General features: G+C 66.3%; 16 protein-coding genes. 13 read left to right on the top strand and 3 right to left on the bottom strand.

Annotation, left to right across the window (positions count from 1 at the left end):
- Nucleotides 1–4 precede the first annotated feature (4 nt).
- The 13 genes from CVV68_RS18870 (at nucleotide 5) to secG (ending at nucleotide 15,010) form a co-directional block, all read left to right on the top strand.
- Nucleotides 5–388, top strand: a complete 384-nt coding sequence (locus CVV68_RS18870) for a GntR family transcriptional regulator (protein ID WP_110502568.1) — start codon at nucleotides 5–7, stop codon at nucleotides 386–388.
- A 205-nt stretch (nucleotides 389–593) separates the two neighbouring features.
- The gene (gene uvrA, locus CVV68_RS18865) at nucleotides 594–3,488 is read left to right on the top strand and encodes an excinuclease ABC subunit UvrA (RefSeq protein ID WP_110502547.1); all 2,895 of its coding nucleotides are present in this window, start codon (nucleotides 594–596) and stop codon (nucleotides 3,486–3,488) included.
- A 153-nt stretch (nucleotides 3,489–3,641) separates the two neighbouring features.
- Entirely contained in the window at nucleotides 3,642–4,394 is a 753-nt protein-coding gene (locus CVV68_RS18860) for an HAD hydrolase-like protein (protein WP_245933653.1), read from the top strand.
- Entirely contained in the window at nucleotides 4,381–5,049 is a 669-nt protein-coding gene (locus CVV68_RS18855; RefSeq protein WP_110502546.1) for a lysophospholipid acyltransferase family protein, read from the top strand. The genes CVV68_RS18860 and CVV68_RS18855 overlap by 14 nt, the downstream gene beginning before the upstream one ends.
- Nucleotides 5,050–5,247: 198 nt before the next feature.
- Complete coding sequence (gene uvrC, locus CVV68_RS18850) at nucleotides 5,248–7,233, top strand: excinuclease ABC subunit UvrC (protein ID WP_110502545.1); 1,986 nt, start codon at nucleotides 5,248–5,250, stop codon at nucleotides 7,231–7,233.
- Nucleotides 7,234–7,347: 114 nt separating this feature from the next.
- On the top strand, nucleotides 7,348–8,268 hold the full coding sequence (rapZ, locus tag CVV68_RS18845; protein WP_110502544.1) for an RNase adapter RapZ: 921 nt from the start codon (nucleotides 7,348–7,350) through the stop codon (nucleotides 8,266–8,268).
- 4 nt (nucleotides 8,269–8,272) lie between these two features.
- Nucleotides 8,273–9,280: a gluconeogenesis factor YvcK family protein gene (locus CVV68_RS18840; protein WP_110502543.1), complete on the top strand. Its 1,008-nt coding sequence runs from the start codon at nucleotides 8,273–8,275 to the stop codon at nucleotides 9,278–9,280.
- 25 nt (nucleotides 9,281–9,305) lie between these two features.
- A complete protein-coding gene (whiA, locus tag CVV68_RS18835) occupies nucleotides 9,306–10,289 on the top strand; it encodes a DNA-binding protein WhiA (protein ID WP_110502542.1) in 984 nt (327 codons plus the stop codon).
- A 114-nt stretch (nucleotides 10,290–10,403) separates the two neighbouring features.
- On the top strand, nucleotides 10,404–11,027 hold the full coding sequence (locus CVV68_RS18830) for a superoxide dismutase (protein WP_110502541.1): 624 nt from the start codon (nucleotides 10,404–10,406) through the stop codon (nucleotides 11,025–11,027).
- Nucleotides 11,028–11,242: 215 nt separating this feature from the next.
- A complete protein-coding gene (gene gap / locus CVV68_RS18825) occupies nucleotides 11,243–12,250 on the top strand; it encodes a type I glyceraldehyde-3-phosphate dehydrogenase (protein WP_110502540.1) in 1,008 nt (335 codons plus the stop codon).
- 35 nt (nucleotides 12,251–12,285) lie between these two features.
- Nucleotides 12,286–13,524, top strand: coding sequence for a phosphoglycerate kinase (locus tag CVV68_RS18820; protein WP_110502539.1), 1,239 nt, complete (start codon nucleotides 12,286–12,288; stop codon nucleotides 13,522–13,524).
- Nucleotides 13,525–13,650: 126 nt separating this feature from the next.
- The gene (tpiA, locus tag CVV68_RS18815) at nucleotides 13,651–14,466 is read left to right on the top strand and encodes a triose-phosphate isomerase (protein ID WP_110502566.1); all 816 of its coding nucleotides are present in this window, start codon (nucleotides 13,651–13,653) and stop codon (nucleotides 14,464–14,466) included.
- A gap of 298 nt (nucleotides 14,467–14,764) precedes the next feature.
- Nucleotides 14,765–15,010, top strand: a complete 246-nt coding sequence (gene secG / locus CVV68_RS18810; RefSeq protein WP_110502538.1) for a preprotein translocase subunit SecG — start codon at nucleotides 14,765–14,767, stop codon at nucleotides 15,008–15,010.
- Between the two features lie 70 nt (nucleotides 15,011–15,080).
- Here the strand turns inward: secG and CVV68_RS18805 are convergent, their stop codons facing one another.
- From CVV68_RS18805 to CVV68_RS18795, 3 genes are all read right to left on the bottom strand, one after another.
- On the bottom strand, nucleotides 15,081–15,422 hold the full coding sequence (locus CVV68_RS18805; RefSeq protein ID WP_110502537.1) for a YciI family protein: 342 nt from the start codon (nucleotides 15,420–15,422) through the stop codon (nucleotides 15,081–15,083).
- A gap of 196 nt (nucleotides 15,423–15,618) precedes the next feature.
- On the bottom strand, nucleotides 15,619–16,422 hold the full coding sequence (gene pgl, locus CVV68_RS18800; RefSeq protein WP_110502536.1) for a 6-phosphogluconolactonase: 804 nt from the start codon (nucleotides 16,420–16,422) through the stop codon (nucleotides 15,619–15,621).
- The gene (locus CVV68_RS18795) at nucleotides 16,419–17,360 is read right to left on the bottom strand and encodes a glucose-6-phosphate dehydrogenase assembly protein OpcA (RefSeq protein WP_110502535.1); all 942 of its coding nucleotides are present in this window, start codon (nucleotides 17,358–17,360) and stop codon (nucleotides 16,419–16,421) included. The genes pgl and CVV68_RS18795 overlap by 4 nt, the downstream gene beginning before the upstream one ends.
- Between the last annotated feature and the right edge of the window lie 109 nt (nucleotides 17,361–17,469).

Genomic DNA, 17,469 nt, shown 5'->3' with positions numbered 1-17,469 from the left:
CGCCATGGATGTGATTGTGCGCAAGTGGAGGCCTGACACGGAATCGTCCGTGCCGCCGTACGAGCAAATCAGGCTGCGGATCCTGGACCTGGCCGCGTCCGGTGCCCTGGCCGTCGGTGCGAGGCTGCCGTCCGTGCGCTCCCTGGCCCTGGACCTTGGATTGGCCGCCAACACCGTGGCGCGGGCCTACCGCGAGCTGGAACAGGCCGGGATCGTCGTCACGGCGGGGCGCAGCGGCACGGCCGTTGCGTCCGGAGGCGACGTGATGGGCGCACAGGTGGCGGCGGCCGCGGAGTCCTTTGCCGCCGTCGTGCGGGACCTCGGTGTCCCCGGTCCCAAGGCGCTCTCGATCGTCACTGCGGCCCTGGAGCGCGGCGCAGCCCGCTAGCGGGTGTCGACCGGTTGCATCCGTGTTCGAAAACGCTGTTCGAGAGGTACTGTTCGAACGAAGATTCGACTATACTGTTGGGTGGCGCCACCGCAGCGCCGAGTCCGCGCCCCGCTTTAAATGCCCTGCTTTAAAATGCCGTTTACAAGTGCCGGCCGGAATAACTGCCGGACGGAAAGCCCCGGACCGAATAGTGAAGGAAACAATGCCCCAGCCTGCCACCGGGAACCCGGAAATCAAGCGCCCCGACCTCTCCCGACTGGTCGTTAAGGGCGCGCGCGAGCACAACCTGCGCAACGTGGACCTGGACCTGCCGCGCGACTCCATGATCGTCTTCACTGGGCTGTCCGGCTCGGGTAAGTCGTCCCTGGCGTTTGACACCATCTTTGCCGAGGGCCAGCGCCGCTACGTGGAATCCCTCTCCGCCTATGCCCGCCAGTTTCTGGGGCAGGTGGACAAGCCGGATGTCGACTTCATCGAGGGCCTCTCACCGGCGGTGTCGATCGACCAGAAGTCGACGTCGAAAAACCCGCGTTCCACGGTGGGCACCATCACCGAAATTTATGACTACATGCGCCTGCTGTGGGCGCGTGTGGGCACTCCGCACTGCCCGGTGTGCGGGGAGCCCATCGCCAAGCAAACGCCGCAGCAGATCGTGGACCAGCTCCTTGAAATGCCCGAAGGCACCCGCTTCCAGGTGCTGGCCCCCGTGGTGCGGGACCGCAAGGGCGAATTTGTTGACTTGTTCCGCGAACTCACGGCCAAGGGCTACTCCCGTGCCAAGGTGGACGGCGAGGCGGTCCAGCTGTCCGAGCCGCCCAAGCTGAAGAAGACGTTCAAGCACACCATTGAGGTGGTGGTGGACCGCTTGGTGGTCAAGGACGGCATGCAGCAGCGCCTCACCGATTCCGTGGAGACCGCGCTGGGACTCGCCGAGGGCCGCATCCTGGCCGAGCTGGTGGACCTGGCGGAGTCCGACGCCGGACGTGTGCGTTCCTTCTCCGAGAACCTGGCCTGCCCCAACGAGCACCCGTTGGCCATTGACGAGATCGAGCCGCGCTCCTTCTCCTTCAACAACCCCTTCGGCGCCTGCACAGCGTGCAGCGGCATCGGCACCAAGCTGGAAGTGGACGAGGAACTGGTGGTCCCGAACCCGTTCCTGTCCCTGCGCGAGGGCGCCATCGCCCCCTGGTCGCTGGGCACGGCAACCACCGAATACTGGAACCGGCTGCTGGAGGGCCTGGCGGCCGACCTCGGCTTCTCACTGGACGACTCCTGGAACAAGCTGGGCACTGATTCCCGCCAAGCCATCCTGTACGGTAAGGACCACAAGGTGGTGGTGCAGTACAAGAACCGCTTTGGCCGGGAACGCAAGTACAGCACGGGCTTTGAGGGCGCCGTGCAGTACATCCAGCGCAAGCATGTCGAGACCGAATCAGACTCCGCCCGCGACCGCTACGAAGAGTACATGCGCCAAATCCCGTGCCCCGCCTGTGGCGGCGCCCGGCTGAACCCGGCGTCCCTGTCCGTGCTGATCAACGACAAGTCCATTGCCGAAGTTTGCGCCATGTCCATGCGCGACTGCTTTGCCTTCCTCTCCAACCTGGTCCTGACGGGCCGGGAGGAACAGATTGCCAGCCAGGTACTCAAGGAAATCCAGGGCCGCCTGAAGTTCCTGCTGGACGTCGGCCTGGAGTACCTGAACCTGGAACGCGCGTCCGGAACCCTGTCCGGCGGCGAGGCCCAGCGCATCCGCCTGGCCACCCAGATCGGTTCGGGCCTGGTGGGCGTGCTGTACGTCCTCGACGAACCGTCCATCGGCCTGCACCAGCGCGACAACCGCCGCCTCATTGAGACCCTGACCAGGCTGCGTGACCTCGGAAACACGCTGATCGTCGTCGAACACGATGAAGACACCATCAACGAGGCCGACTGGATTGTGGACATCGGCCCGGGCGCCGGCGAGCACGGCGGCCGCGTGGTCCACTCCGGCTCCGTGGCGGACCTGCTTAAGAACACCGAATCGCTCACGGGCGACTACCTCTCGGGCCGCAAGAGCATCGCCGTGCCGGCCAAGCGCCGCAAATATGACAAAAAGCGCGAACTCAAGGTCATTGGGGCCAAGGAAAACAACTTGCTGAACCTGGACGTCGCGTTCCCGCTGGGCGTCATGACGGCGGTCACCGGCGTCAGCGGCTCCGGCAAGTCGACCCTGGTCAACGAGATCCTGTACAAGGTGCTGGCGAACAAGCTCAACGGCGCCAAGCAGGTGGCGGGCCGGCACCTGCGGGTGGACGGCCTGGAACACCTGGACAAGGTGGTCCACGTCGACCAGAGTCCCATCGGGCGCACGCCCCGTTCCAATCCGGCCACGTACACGGGTGTCTTTGACAACATCCGCAAGCTGTTTGCCGAGACCAACGAATCCAAGGTCCGCGGCTACCAGCCGGGCCGGTTCTCCTTCAACGTCAAGGGCGGGCGCTGCGAGGCCTGCACGGGCGACGGCACGCTGAAGATTGAAATGAACTTCCTGCCGGACGTGTACGTCCCCTGCGAGGTCTGCCACGGCGCGCGCTATAACCGGGAAACCCTGGAAGTCCATTACAAGGGCAAGTCAATTGCGGACGTGCTGAACATGCCGATCGAGGAGGGCGCGGAGTTCTTCGCCGCGTTCACCCCGATTGCCCGGCACCTGCGCACGCTGGTCGACGTCGGACTCGGCTATGTCCGGCTGGGACAGGCCTCCACCACCCTCTCCGGCGGCGAAGCCCAGCGCGTGAAGCTGGCGGCAGAACTCCAAAAGCGTTCCAACGGCCGCAGCGTCTACGTACTGGACGAGCCCACCACCGGGCTCCACTTCGAGGACATCCGCAAGCTGCTGCTGGTCCTGCAGGGCCTGGTGGACAAGGGCAACACCGTCATCGTGATCGAACACAACCTTGACGTGATCAAGAGTGCCGACTGGGTCGTGGACCTCGGCCCCGACGGGGGCACCGGGGGCGGACAGCTGGTGGCAACCGGCACCCCTGAAAAGGTGGCAAAAAGCACGGACAGCTACACCGGCACCTTCCTGCGCGAGGCGCTGCAGGGCCCCCGCTGAGTTGGCTGGGCCCATAAGCATGAGGGAGCCGCTGCGGGGGTGCATGACCGCGGGGGAGCCGCTGCGAGCTGAAACCCCAACGGGTGGCGGGGAGATATGCCGGGCACGGCATGGATGTGCGGTGGGCGCGGCGGGCCGTGAGAAACTAGGGACGTGATTATTGACGAGCCCGCCGTTGTGGATGACGGCCCCGTTCCCGCAGTCCTCTTCGACCTGGACGGCACGCTCGTCGACCCGGCAGGCGGCATCACCGGCGGCATTGCACATGCCTTGCGCGTTATGGATTTGCCGGTCCCCGGCCCCGAGGTGCTCAACCGGATGGTTGGCCCCAAGCTTGCGGACGGCCTGGTCGGCATAGTGGGCGTGCCGGAGCCGCTGGTACCGGACGTGATCGCCGCGTACCGCAGCTGGTACTCGCTGCGTGGCATGGCCATGTCCAGGGTCTACCCGGGGATCCCGGAATTGCTGGGCCAGCTCCGCGCCGGCGGCGTGCGGCTTGCCGTGGCCACCCAAAAGCCCGAGGCGCTGGCGCGCACCCTGCTGGCCCACCACGGCCTGGCCGATTCCTTTGACGTCATCCGCGGCTCGCACACGGACGAATCGCTCATGCCGGGCGAACCCGGATACCGCGCCGGCAAGGCGGAGATCATCGGCTCAGCCCTGGAATGGCTCGGCGGGCAGGGGAGGTCCATCATGGTGGGCGACCGACACCAGGACGTCAACGGGGCACGGGCCAACGGGCTGGACTGCATCGGGGTTGCGTGGGGTTTCGCCCCCGAGGGCGAGCTGGAAGCGGCAGGAGTTGCCGGCGTCGTGCAGACGGCGGAGGAACTCCTGCAGGCAGTGGCAAGGGAACTGGGCACCGGCATGTCCGCCGCGACGGAAGCCGCCCATGGCCCTGTATGACCTCACCCGGGTGCTCACCCGCGGCACCATCACGGGCCTCTGCCGTCCCGCCGTGGAAGGCCTGGAAAACGTCCCCGTGGAGGGTCCTTTTATCGTGGCGCCCAACCACCTGTCCTTCCTTGACTCGGTCATTGTCCAGGCACTCACGCCCCGGCCGGTTTCCTTCTTTGCGAAGGCCGAGTACTTCACCGGCAAGGGGGTCAGGGGCAGGCTCATGAAACAGTTTTTCGAGTCCGTGCACTCCATTCCCGTGGAGCGCGGCGAGCAGGCGGCCAGCGTGCACGCGCTCAAGACCCTGCTGGAGATCCTGGGCCGCGGCGAAGCGGTCGGAATCTACCCGGAGGGCACCCGCTCCCGCGACGGCAAGCTGTACCGCGGGCGCACGGGCGTGGGCTGGCTGGCGCTGACCACGGGCGCGCCGGTGGTGCCCGTGGGCATCATCGGCACGGAAAAGCTGCAGCCCGCAGGCAAAAAGACGTTCAAGCCGGCGAGGTTCACGCTGAAGTTCGGTGCGCCGCTGTCCTTTGAGAAAACGGGTCCGGACCATTCGCTGCCGGCCCGCCGCACCGTCACCGATGCCATCATGGACGCCGTTGCCGAGCTGACCGGCCAGGACCGCTGCGCCAAGTACAACCAAAGCCCCAGCGTGGAGTAATCCCCAACCGCTCCCACCGCTCGCAGGCTCGCAGCAGGTCCCTCGCGGTCGTGGGCCCACCCAACCGCTCCCATTGCTCACACTCCCTAACCGCTCCCATTGCTCACACTCCCTAACCGCTCCCACTGCTCGCAAGCCCGCAGCGGGTCCCTCGCGGCAGTGGGCCCATTGGCTGCGGGCCCGGATTAGACTGGTTGTGTGTCAGACCCAGCATCGTATAGGCCCAAGCCCGGCGAGATTCCCACCGACCCGGGGGTTTACAGATTCCGGGACGAACACGGGCGCATCATCTACGTGGGCAAGGCGAAGAATCTCCGCTCGCGCCTGAACTCGTATTTTGCCAACCCTGCCGGGCTGCTGCCCAAAACCCACGCCATGGTCCACCACGCGGCGAGCGTCCAATGGACCACCGTGGGCAGTGAACTGGAAGCCCTGCAACTTGAATACACCTGGATCAAGGAATTCGCGCCGCGGTACAACCTGGCCTTCCGCGACGACAAAACGTACCCCTACCTGGCCGTGTCCATGGGGGAGAAGTACCCGCGCGTGCAGGTCATGCGCGGCGAGCGGCGCAAAGGAACCAAATACTTTGGCCCCTACACCGCCGGCGCCATCCGCGAAACCATGGACACCCTGCTGCGCGTCTTCCCCGTCCGCAGCTGCAGCACCGGCGTGCTGCGCCGTGCCGAACGCAGCGGACGGCCCTGCCTGCTGGGCTACATCGACAAATGCGCCGCCCCGTGCGTGGGACGCATCAGCGAGGAGGACCACAAGGCACTCGCGCAGGACTTCTGTGACTTCATGGGCGGCGAGGCCAAGCGCTTCATCTCCAAGCTGGAAAGGCAGATGTCCGCCGCCGTGGTGGAACTCGACTACGAGCAGGCCGCGCGGCTGCGCGACGACGTCATTGCCCTGAAAAAGGTGTTTGAACGCAACGCCGTGGTGCTGGCCGAAGACACCAACGCGGACATCTTCGCCGTCGAACAGGACGAGCTCGAAGCGGCGGTCCAGGTATTTCACGTGCGTGGCGGGCGGATCCGCGGACAGCGCGGCTGGGTGGTGGAGAAGGTGGAGGATGCCACCGACGCTGATCTTTGGGAGCACCTCATGCAGCAGGTGTACGGCGCCGAGGACCAGCAGCAGGACTCCATCCCGCGCCAGATCCTGGTGCCGGAACTGCCCGCCAACCACCACGACCTCTCCGAGTGGCTGGGCGGGATCCGCGGCGGCCGGGTCGACATCAGGGTGCCCCAGCGCGGGGACAAGGCCGCGCTCATGGACACTGTCCGGCAAAACGCCCGGCAGGCCATGGTCCTGCACAAGTCCCGCCGCGCAGGCGACCTCACCACCCGGTCCCTGGCCCTGGCGGAGCTCCAGGAGGCGCTGGAACTGCCCATGCCGCTGCTGCGGATCGAATGCTTTGACATCTCCCACGTGCAGGGCACCAACGTCGTGGCCTCCATGGTGGTGGTCGAGGACGGTATCGCCAAGAAGGGCGAGTACCGCAAGTTCGCCATCACCGGTGAGGCGGCCATCGACGACACCGCCTCCATGCATGACGTCATCACCCGACGCTTCCGCAACTACCTGGCCGAAAAGGCGGAGCGGGCGCAGTCGGTGCAGGCCTCCGGCGACATTTCCGCGCTCACGGCCACCACTGCCGAAACTGCCGAGCCGGCCAGGAGCAGGTTTGCGTACCCGCCCAACCTGGTGGTGGTCGACGGAGGCGTGCCCCAAGTCAACGCCGCGGCCCGGGCCCTCGCCGGGCTCGGCATCACCGACGTCGCGGTGGTCGGGCTGGCCAAGCGGCTGGAGGAAGTGTGGCTGCCGGACAGTGACTTCCCCGTGATCCTGCCGCGGTCCTCGGAAGGCCTGTACCTGTTGCAGCGCATCCGCGACGAGGCCCACCGCTTCGCCATCACCTTTCACCGGGCCAAGCGCGGCAAGGCCATGACCGCCTCGGCCCTGGACACCGTGCCGGGCATGGGCGCGGCCAAACAAAAGGCGCTGCTGGGCCACTTTGGTTCGCTGAAGAAGGTGCGGGCGGCCACGGTGGAGGAACTGGTACAGGCCAAGGGGATCGGGCCCGTCCTGGCCCAGGCCGTTTACGACACGCTCGCCGCCGGCGGCCAGGCGGACGCCGCTCCGGCCGTCAACATGGCAACGGGTGAAATTCTTCAATAGCGCCGCTGCCCGGATTCCTGACGGGCCGCAAACTCAACTAGGCTGGCAGGTAACGAAACTTCCCGCACTGCATTGCAGGACGGCGACCCACAGCACAGCTTCCAAGGGAGTGCAATGACAGGCCACAACGACGCAGCATCCGACGCCGGACCCCTGACACCTGTGAAGCCGGTCGAGCCGCAACTGCTGGTCGTCACCGGGATGTCCGGTGCCGGTCGCAGCACGGCGGCCAACGCGCTGGAGGACCTGGGCTGGTACGTCATTGAAAATCTGCCGCCCCAAATGTTGGCGGCCCTGTCCGAGCTGGTCTCGCGGATGCCGGCGGCGCTGCCAAAGCTCGCCGTCGTTGTCGACGTGCGGGGCAAGGCACTTTTTGCCGACATCCGGGAGTCGCTCAATGCCCTTTCCGCTGCCGGAGTGGCTTACCGCGTGATGTTTCTGGATGCCAGCGACGAAACCCTGGTGCGCCGCTTTGAGCTGGCCCGCCGCCCGCACCCGCTGCAAAAGGACGGGCGCATCCTGGACGGCATTGGCTCCGAAAGGCAGCTGCTGGCCGAGATGAAGTCGCAGGCGGAAATGGTGCTGGACACCACCGTCATGAACGTGCACGAGCTCGGCTCCGCGGTCACCGAACTGTTCTCCGAATCCGGCCCCGTGGTGCTGGCGCTGACAGTGATGAGCTTTGGCTTCAAGTACGGCCTGCCAGTGGACGCCAACTACGTGGCGGACGTCCGCTTCATCCCCAACCCGCACTGGATCCCGCAGCTGCGCCCGCTGACGGGGGAGGACGCTGCCGTCAGCGACTTTGTCCTCAAGGACCACGGCGCCGCCGACTTCGTGGAGCGCTACGTCCACGCCCTTGAACCGGTCCTGGAGGGGTACCGCCGGGAGAACAAGCACTATGCCACCATTGCCATCGGCTGCACGGGCGGCAAGCACCGGTCCGTGGCCGTGGCCATTGAACTGGCCAAGCGGCTGAGCCAGTATCCCCGGGTCACGGCCAGCATCCGGCACCGCGACCTGGGCCGGGAGTAGCGGCGTGTATACGGGCATACTGCCAATCATTCCGGCGGGCGGGAGGCTGCCGGCGTTCGAATCCGCGGTGAAGGTCGCGGCGCTGGGCGGCGGGCACGGTCTGGCCGCTTCCCTGTCGGCGCTGCGCCTGCTCACCAGCAACCTCACCGCCGTGGTCACCGTCGCCGACGACGGCGGCTCCTCCGGCCGCCTGCGGGAAGAGCTGGGCGTCCTCCCGCCGGGCGATCTGCGGATGGCCCTGGCCGCCCTCTGTGACGACACCGACTGGGGCCGGACGTGGCGGGACGTCATGCAGCACCGCTTCACGTCCCGCAACGGGGATGCCGGCTCGCTGGACAACCACGCGCTGGGCAACCTGCTCATCGTCACGCTGTGGGAGCTGCTCGGCGACACCGTGGCAGGGTTGCGCTGGGCCGGGGCGCTGCTCGGGGCCCGGGGCGAAGTGCTGCCCATGGCCAGCGTGCCGCTGACCATTGAGGGGCGGGTGGTGGCGGCAGTGGACGCTGCCCACCCGGAAGGGCGGATCATCAGCGGCCAGGCACGCCTGGCCAAGGCCGGCGGGCTGGACAATGTCCGGCTGCTGCCCGAGGACGCACCGGCCTGTGTCGAAGCCGTGGCTGCCATCCACGATGCCGACTGGGTGGTGCTGGGCCCCGGCTCCTGGTACACCTCCGTGCTGCCGCACCTCCTGCTGCCCGAAATGCGGGACGCGCTGTGCACCACCAAGGCCCGAAGGCTGCTGACCATGAACCTTGACGTCAACGACCTTGAAGCGACCGGATTGGACGCAGCCGGCCACCTGCACGTGATTTCACGCTACGCACCGGATTTTGGCGTGGACGTCGTGTTGGCGGATCCTTCCTCCATCGCGGACGTGGCTGGGTTCACCGAGGCAGCCGCGATGCTTGGCGCCGAGGTGGTCTTCGGTAAGGTGGGGAGTCACGCGGGAACCCCCGTCCACGATCCCTTGCGGCTGGCGGCGGCGTATCGGGACATTTTCGGGGACAACTAGTATTTTTAAGGCGAAGGGCTGAACCATGGCGCTGACAACGGCGGTCAAAGAGGAATTGTCCAGACTGGACATCAAGAAGTCCTCGGTACGGAAAGCGGAAGTATCGGCGCTGCTGCGTTTTGCCGGGGGACTGCACATCATTTCCGGGCGGATCGTGATTGAGGCGGAAGTTGATTCCGCCGCCACGGCCAGGCGCCTGCGCGTGGCCATCGCCGAAATCTACGGCCACCAAAGCGAAATCATCGTGGTCTCCGGCGGTGGCGGGCTGCGGCGCGGCAACCGCTACGTGATCCGCGTAGTCCGCGACGGCGAGGCACTGGCCCGCCAGACGGGCCTGCTGGACGGCAGGGGACGCCCCGTGCGCGGGCTGCCCTCCGTCGTCGTGAACGGTTCCGCCGCGGACGCCGAGGCCGTCTGGCGAGGCGCGTTTCTGGCCCACGGCTCGCTGACGGAACCGGGCCGATCCTCGGCCCTGGAGGTGACCTGCCCCGGCCCCGAGGCCGCCCTGGCCCTGGTGGGCGCCGCGCGCCGCATCGACATTGCCGCCAAGGCCCGCGAAGTCCGTGGCATCGACCGGGTGGTGATCCGCGACGGCGACACGATTGCGGAGCTGCTGGTGCGCATGGGCGCCCATGAGACCCTGCTGGTCTGGGAGGAACGGCGCATGCGCAAGGAAGTGCGTGCCACCGCCAACCGCCTGGCCAACTTTGACGACGCCAACCTGCGCCGATCGGCGCAGGCCGCCGTGGCCGCCGGCGCCCGGGTGGACCGGGCCCTGGAAATCCTTGGCGACGACGTCCCCGACCACCTCAAGTACGCCGGCGAGCTGCGCGTGGGCCACAAACAGGCCAGCCTGGATGAACTGGGCCGGCTCGCGGATCCGCCACTGACCAAGGACGCCATCGCCGGGCGGATCCGCCGCCTGCTGGCCATGGCGGACAAGAAGGCGCAGGAGACGGGCATCCCGGGAACGGAATTCAATGTCACGTTCGACATGTTGGAATCGTAAATGTGCCTAATATGACAGAGTAGAAATATAGCCGGCTAAAAATCGGTTATGCAGTTTGGGCAGGGAGAAACATCCCGGCGCAAACCCACCAGAAAAAATCGCAACGGAGGAACCGTGACTAAGTACACACTTCCAGACCTCAGCTATGACTATGCTGCCCTGGAGCCCAACATTTCGGCCCGCATCATGGAGTTGCACCACAGCAAGCACCACGCGGCGTACGTTGCCGGCGCCAACACGGCGCTGGAACAGCTCGCAGAAGCACGCAGCACCAACAACTTCGCCAACGTGGCCAAGTACTCCAAGGACCTGGCGTTCAACCTTGGTGGACACACCAACCACTCCATTTTCTGGAACAACCTCTCTCCCGAGGGCGGCGACAAGCCCGAAGGCGAACTCGCAGCCGCCATCGACGACGCCTTTGGCTCCTTCGATGCCTTCCGTGCCCACTTCACCGCTGCGGCCATGGGCATCCAGGGCTCCGGCTGGGCGCTGTTGTCCTACGAAGGCCTCGGCGGCAACATCCTGATCGAGCAGCTTTTTGACCAGCAGGGCAACGTTCCCGTGGCCACCACACCGCTGCTTATGCTGGACATGTGGGAGCACGCTTTCTACCTTGACTACGTCAATGTCAAGGCAGACTATGTCAAGGCTTTCTGGAACATCGTGAACTGGGCCGACGTCGCCAAGCGTTTTGACGCCGCCCGTAAGAACGCCACCGGCCTGATCCTGCTCTAAGCTGCAGGGCCGCCCGGTCACGCCGGTGGCCACTTGGTGGACGCCCGCCCCGTCACATTGGCGGGGTGGGCCCCCGGAACGTAATATGGATCACGGTGCGCGCATCGCAACGCGCGCCAGGAACAATCTCTGCCCAACGTCGTGCGGGAACCAACGGTTGAGTGCAACCATTCAACCTGACAATGGGTGCCACAGGCACCAAGGAGAGAGAATCAGTGACTACTCGTATTGGCATCAACGGATTCGGCCGCATTGGCCGCAATTACTTCCGCGCAGCGCTGGCACAGGGTGCCGACATTGAAATTGTTGCGGTCAACGACCTCACGAGCCCCGAGGCACTTGCCCACCTGCTCAAGTATGATTCCGTCAACGGCCGCCTGCCCGTTTCCGTCGACGTTGTCGACGGCCACCTCGTAGTGGACGGCAAGACCATCACCGTTCTCGCCGAGCGCGACCCCGCCAAGCTGGCCTGGGGCGAGCTCGGTGTGGACATTGTCGTCGAGTCCACCGGCTTCTTCACCAAGGCTTCCGATGCGCAGAAGCACATCGACGCCGGTGCCAAGAAGGTCCTCATCTCCGCCCCGGCTTCCGATGAAGACATCACGATCGTCCTGGGCGTCAACGACGAACTGTACGATCCCGCCGCCCACCACATCATCTCCAACGCCTCCTGCACCACCAACTGCCTCGGCCCGCTGGCCAAGGTCCTGAACGACAGCTTCGGCCTGGAGCGTGGCCTGATGACCACCATCCACGCCTACACCGCCGACCAGAACCTGCAGGACGGCCCGCACAGGGACCTGCGCCGCGCACGCGCCGCCGCCATCAACATGATCCCGACGTCCACCGGTGCCGCCAAAGCCATCGGCCTGGTCCTGCCGGAGCTCAAGGGCAAGCTGGACGGCTTCGCCATCCGTGTGCCCGTCCCCACCGGTTCCGCCACGGACCTGACCGCCACGGTCAGCCGCGAGGTCACCGTTGCCGAAGTCAACGCCGCCTACAAGGCTGCTGCCGCTGAGGGCAAGCTGGCCGGCTACCTGACGTACACCGAAGACCCGATCGTCTCCTCGGACATTGTCGGGGACCCGGCGTCGTCCATCTTCGACTCGGGCCTGACCAAGGTCATCGGCAACCAGGTCAAGGTTGTTGCCTGGTACGACAACGAGTGGGGCTACTCCAACCGCCTGGTCGACCTGACCGAACTCGTTGCATCCAAGCTCTAAGACACCGGCTACAAGGTAAGGGCAGGCAAAAAAGCATGACACTTCACACCCTCAGCGAACTCATCGATGAAGGTGTCCGCGGGCGGTACGTTCTTATCCGTAGTGATTTGAACGTGCCGCTCGACGGCTCTTCGGTGAGTGACGACGGCCGCATCAGGGCCTCCCTGCCCGGGATCAAGGCCTTGGCCGACGCCGGTGCCAAGGTTCTGCTCAGCGCCCACCTGGGCCGTCCGAAGGGTACCCCGGAGGCCAAGTATTCCTTGGCTCCCGCCGTCGCCCGACTGGCCGAGCTGGCTCCCGGGCTGAACGCGACTTTGGCTGCCGACACCACCGGTCCAGCCGCCAAGGCTGCTGCTGCAGCCTTGGCCGACGGTTCCGTATTGGTGCTGGAAAACGTGCGCTTTGACGCCCGCGAAACCTCCAAGAACGACGCCGAACGGGCGTCTTTTGCTGCCGAGCTGGCAGCGTTGACCGGAGACAACGGCGCCTACGTGGATGACGCCTTTGGCGCAGTGCACCGCAAGCATGCCAGCGTCTATGACATCGCCAAGCTGCTGCCCTCCTACCAGGGCGACCTGGTCCGCACGGAACTTGAGGTGCTGACCAGGCTCACCACGGATACGGAGCGGCCCTACGTCGTGGTTCTGGGCGGCTCGAAGGTCTCGGACAAGCTCGCCGTCATTGACAACCTGATCGGCAAGGCGGACACCATCCTGGTGGGCGGCGGCATGCTGTTCACCTTCCTGGCGGCCCAGGGCCACAAGGTGGGTGCGTCGCTGCTGGAAACCGAGCAGATTCCGGTGGTCAAGGACTACCTCAAACGGGCGGAGGCAGCCGGAACCACGTTCGTGCTCCCCACCGACATCGTGGTGGCCGGGCGCTTCGCGGCCGACGCAGACCACGAAGTTGTGGCAGCGGACTTGATCGAGGCAAGCAGCTTCGGTGCCTCCGGCCTGGGTCTGGACATCGGGCCGGTTTCCGGTGCCGCGTTTGCCGCGGCGATCGCTCCTGCCAAGACCGCGTTTTGGAATGGGCCCATGGGCGTATTTGAATTCCCTGCCTTTGCCGAGGGCACGCGCGTCGTGGCAGCCGCCCTGGCCGCCACCACCGCCAAGGGCGGCTTCACCGTGGTGGGCGGCGGGGACTCCGCCTCGGCCGTGCGCACGCTCGGTTTCACCGACGACGCGTTTGGCCACATCTCCACCGGCGGCGGGGCAAGCCTGGAATTCCTTGAAGGCAAGGAACTGCCGGGCTTGAGCGCCCTGGAACGCTAGCCGCACAAGGTGGCGGCAGGATTGACTGCCGCCACCTTTGCTGCGCCCACCGGCGCACGATTCACAAGTTTTTCCTACGAGCCCCAAGCCCTGCAAGCCACGGGCACTGCCAGAAACGAGAGAGCGATGACGACTTCGACCAACGGAACCTTCGACCGCACACCGCTGATTGCCGGCAACTGGAAGATGAACATGGACCACGTCCAGGGCATCACCTTGCTGCAGAAGCTGGCATGGACGCTTTCCGACGCCCGCCACGACTTTGCCCGGGTTGAAGTCTCCGTCTTCCCACCCTTCACCGACATCCGCGGCGTGCAGACCTTGGTGCAGGGCGACAAGCTCAAGCTCAGCTACGGCGCCCAGGACCTCTCCGAGCAGGACGCGGGGGCTTACACCGGCGACATCTCCGGCGCCTTCCTGAACAAACTCGGCTGCAGCTACGTCCTGGTGGGCCACAGCGAACGCCGTGAAATCCACGGTGAAAGCGATGAGCTGCTCAACGCCAAGGTCAAGGCCGCCTTCCGCCACGAGCTCACCCCCGTGCTGTGCGCCGGCGAGGGCCTGCAGGTCCGCCAGGCGGGCACCCACGTTGAGCACACGCTTGCCCAGATTCGTGCCGGCGTCGCCGGCCTCACGGCCGAACAGGCCGCCGAACTTGTCATCGCCTACGAACCCATCTGGGCCATCGGCACCGGCGAAGTGGCCGGCCCCTCCGACGCCCAGGAACTCTGCGCCGCCATCCGCGCGGAACTGGCCGAACTGTTTGACGCCGCGACGGCCGCCAAGACCCGCCTGTTGTACGGTGGCTCCGTCAAGGCCGCCAACGTCGCGGCCATCATGGCCGAAAGGGACGTTGACGGCGTACTGGTGGGCGGCGCCAGCCTGGACGCCGGGGAATTCGCCACCATTGCGCGCTTCGAAAGCCACCTGGTCACGGGCTAGTCCCCACACCCTCCCCGCTGCCGGCACGGCCGGGGCCCCTCGGGCGCGTGGGCCCACCATACCCTCCCCGCTGCCGGCACGGCCGGGGCCCCTCGGGCGCGTGGGCCCACCACACCCTCCCACAAGAATCGTGTCTGGGCCGGCGGCCGCGAGGGACCCGCTGTGAGCATGCGAGCAGTGGGAACGGCTGGGGATTCGCAAAGTGCGGGCCGGGCCGGATAGACTTGGTGGCGGCTTGGGCATTGACTGCGCCACCACATGAAGCACCCCTGAGACGAACCACGCTGAAAGGCCACAAGTGGAAGCACTAAAAATTGCCCTGCAGATCCTGCTGGGCATCACAAGCTTGCTGCTGACCCTGCTGATCCTGCTCCATAAGGGCCGGGGCGGCGGGCTCTCGGACATGTTTGGCGGCGGCATGAGCTCCAACCTTGGCTCCTCCGGCGTGGCCGAGCGCAACCTGAACCGCTTTACCGTGGTCCTGGGCATCACCTGGGGCGTCGTGATCGTCGGCCTGGGCCTGCTCATGTCCTATTCCAGCTAGACAGCGCATCGTAGGCAAGTCAGCCTAATAATGACAGAACCAACGACGTGCCCGGTTGGTGATGACCGCGTCAGCTGGCCGGGTCGTACTGGAACTGTCGAACCTCTTGCGAGCAGCGGCTGGCGACGGCGATCTTTGCGGCCCACTTGACGGCCGCCTCCCGGGAGGGCAGTTCGAGAACGGTGTAGCCGCCGTTGGGTACCTTGTGGCCTCGGTGTGTGCCCCCTGTCACGGTTCCGTCGCCGGCCACGAGCACCGGGTCCACGTCCTCGTCGATCCCACCGCTAAAGACGTACACGCCCGCTGCCTTGGCCTCGCCGATGACGGCGTGAGCACTTTCAGCGACAGCCTCGAAGTCCTCCTTGGGGAACACCATGGCCTCACCGGGGAACGAGATCAGGAACTTTGTCATGTGAAGACTCCTCTGCCCCGTCGGCGCCGCACACCGGTTCGTTTCTGAGGCACCGCCCTGGCGCCCCGCCCCATTATGGCTCCGACGCTTCGCGTCGGTCAAGGTCCTGTGTGGCGGCTGGTTCTGGACGCCGGAGAGGGCACACGAAAAACCGGCCCGGCCACCATGGGGTGACTGGGCCGGCGTCGTGCCCGCACTAGCTGTCGCGGCGCATGAGCTGCTCGGGGACCTTGGCGGCGGCCTCCTGGTCGAGAAGCCACATGGTCTTGTTGACCCCGTGCGCACCTGAGGCCGGCACCTGCACGGGATTGGCGCCCGCCAGGCCCAGGCCCACTGCGGCCGCCTTGTCGGCGCCGGCAACCACAATCCAAATTTCCAGCGCCGTGTTTATGGCATCCAGGGTCAGCGATACGCGCCACGGCGGCGGCTTGGGGGAGTTGGCAACACCCACCACGGGCACGCCCTGCGAGCGGATGCCGGACATCTCCGGAAAGAGGGAGGCAATGTGCGCGTCCGGGCCCAGACCCAGCAGCAGGACGTCAAAGCGGGGCACCGCGGGCGCGGACTCGGGCGAGTCGTCGTCGCTCTCCCATTCCCGCCGGGCAGCCGCGGCCAGCTGTGCGGTGTAGTCCGCTGCGGCTGCTTCCAGGTCCGCCACGACGTCGGAGGCCGCCATTTCGTGGACCCGGGCACGGTCAACGCCGATGTGGTCCAGCAGGGCGGCTGCAGCCTGGCCGGCGTTGCGGTCGGGCGAGGCCGCGGGCACAAAACGCTCGTCGCCAAACCAAAAATTCACCTTGGCCCAGTCCACGGCGAGCCTGGCCGGCGATTGCGCCACCGCCTTCAGCGTGGCAATCCCGACGCTGCCGCCGGTCAGCACCACCGTGGCCTCCCCGCGCTCACCCTGGACATCCAGCAGGCGCGTGATCAGCCGGGCCGCCGTGGTGGCGGCCAGGACGTCAAAGCTTGGGTGGAGCGTAATGCGAACATTGCGGGTCATGCCTGAACCACCTTTTCATCGGAGAACAATGTGTTCAGGCCCTCGGTGATGACTTCACCGAAGACCTCGTCGGGGTCGAGCCGGCGCAGTTCCTCGGCTAGGCAGTCCTGTGCCGTGCGGCGGGGGAGTGAAATGCGCTGATCCGGCTGGCCGGGCTGGGTCAGGATGGCCTCCGTGTTCCCGGGGCGGAACAATTCAATGTTGCCGCCGGCCCGTTCCATGATGACGCGGCGGATCCCGGTGCCGGAACGGTCCTCCACCACGGTGATGGGCACCTGCAGCGCCCGGTGCAGCCAGGCGGCCAGCAGGAGGGTGCTGGGTGAATCGGTGGCGCCCTCAACAGTCAGCGCCGTGATGGGCGCCTCCGTGGTGAGCTGGTCGAGGACGGCGGCGAGCTGGATGCGCCAGTTCGTCAAACGGGTCCAGGCCAGGTCCGTGTCCCCGGCCGTGTACGTCTCACCGATCCGGCGCAGGGCAGCGCGAGGATCGGCTTCGTTAGCTGAGTCGGTGATGCGGCGGTGCGCTATCCTGCCGATCGAGCTGCCGCTGGCGTCCGGCGGGGCGGCGTGCGGCCACCAGGCCACGATCGGGGCATCCGGGAGCAGCAGGGCCGAGACAAGTGACTCGGAGGCACCGGCCAGTTCGCCGTAGCCGCGCAGCACAATCACCTCGGAGGCGCCGGCGTCGCCGCCAACCCGGATTTGGCCATCCAGGCGGGTAGGCTCGTCCGCCTCCCCTTCGGCGAGGACAATGATGCGGCACGGGTGTTCCCGGCTGGCCAGGTTGGCCGCCTCAATGGCGTCCTCCTCCAGTCCGGCCTTCATGATGATGACCAGGGTCAGCACGCGGCCCAGCGTCACGACGCCGCCCTGTTCACGCAGTTTGACGATTCGCTTGGTCACCTTGGAGGTGGTGGTCTTGGGCAGGTCAACTATCACGGTCGACGCCACGTCCTTCCGTCTTGCTTCAACAGTTCATCAGCGGAGGTGGGGCCCCAGCTGCCGGGTTCGTAGGACTCCGGCTGGATGTTTTCCGCGGCCCAGAACT

This window comes from Arthrobacter livingstonensis, from assembly GCF_003219815.1.
GTDB lineage: Bacteria > Actinomycetota > Actinomycetes > Actinomycetales > Micrococcaceae > Specibacter > Specibacter livingstonensis.
Note: the sequence above shows the minus strand (reverse complement) of the source record. Positions and strands in the feature narration are given on the sequence as shown.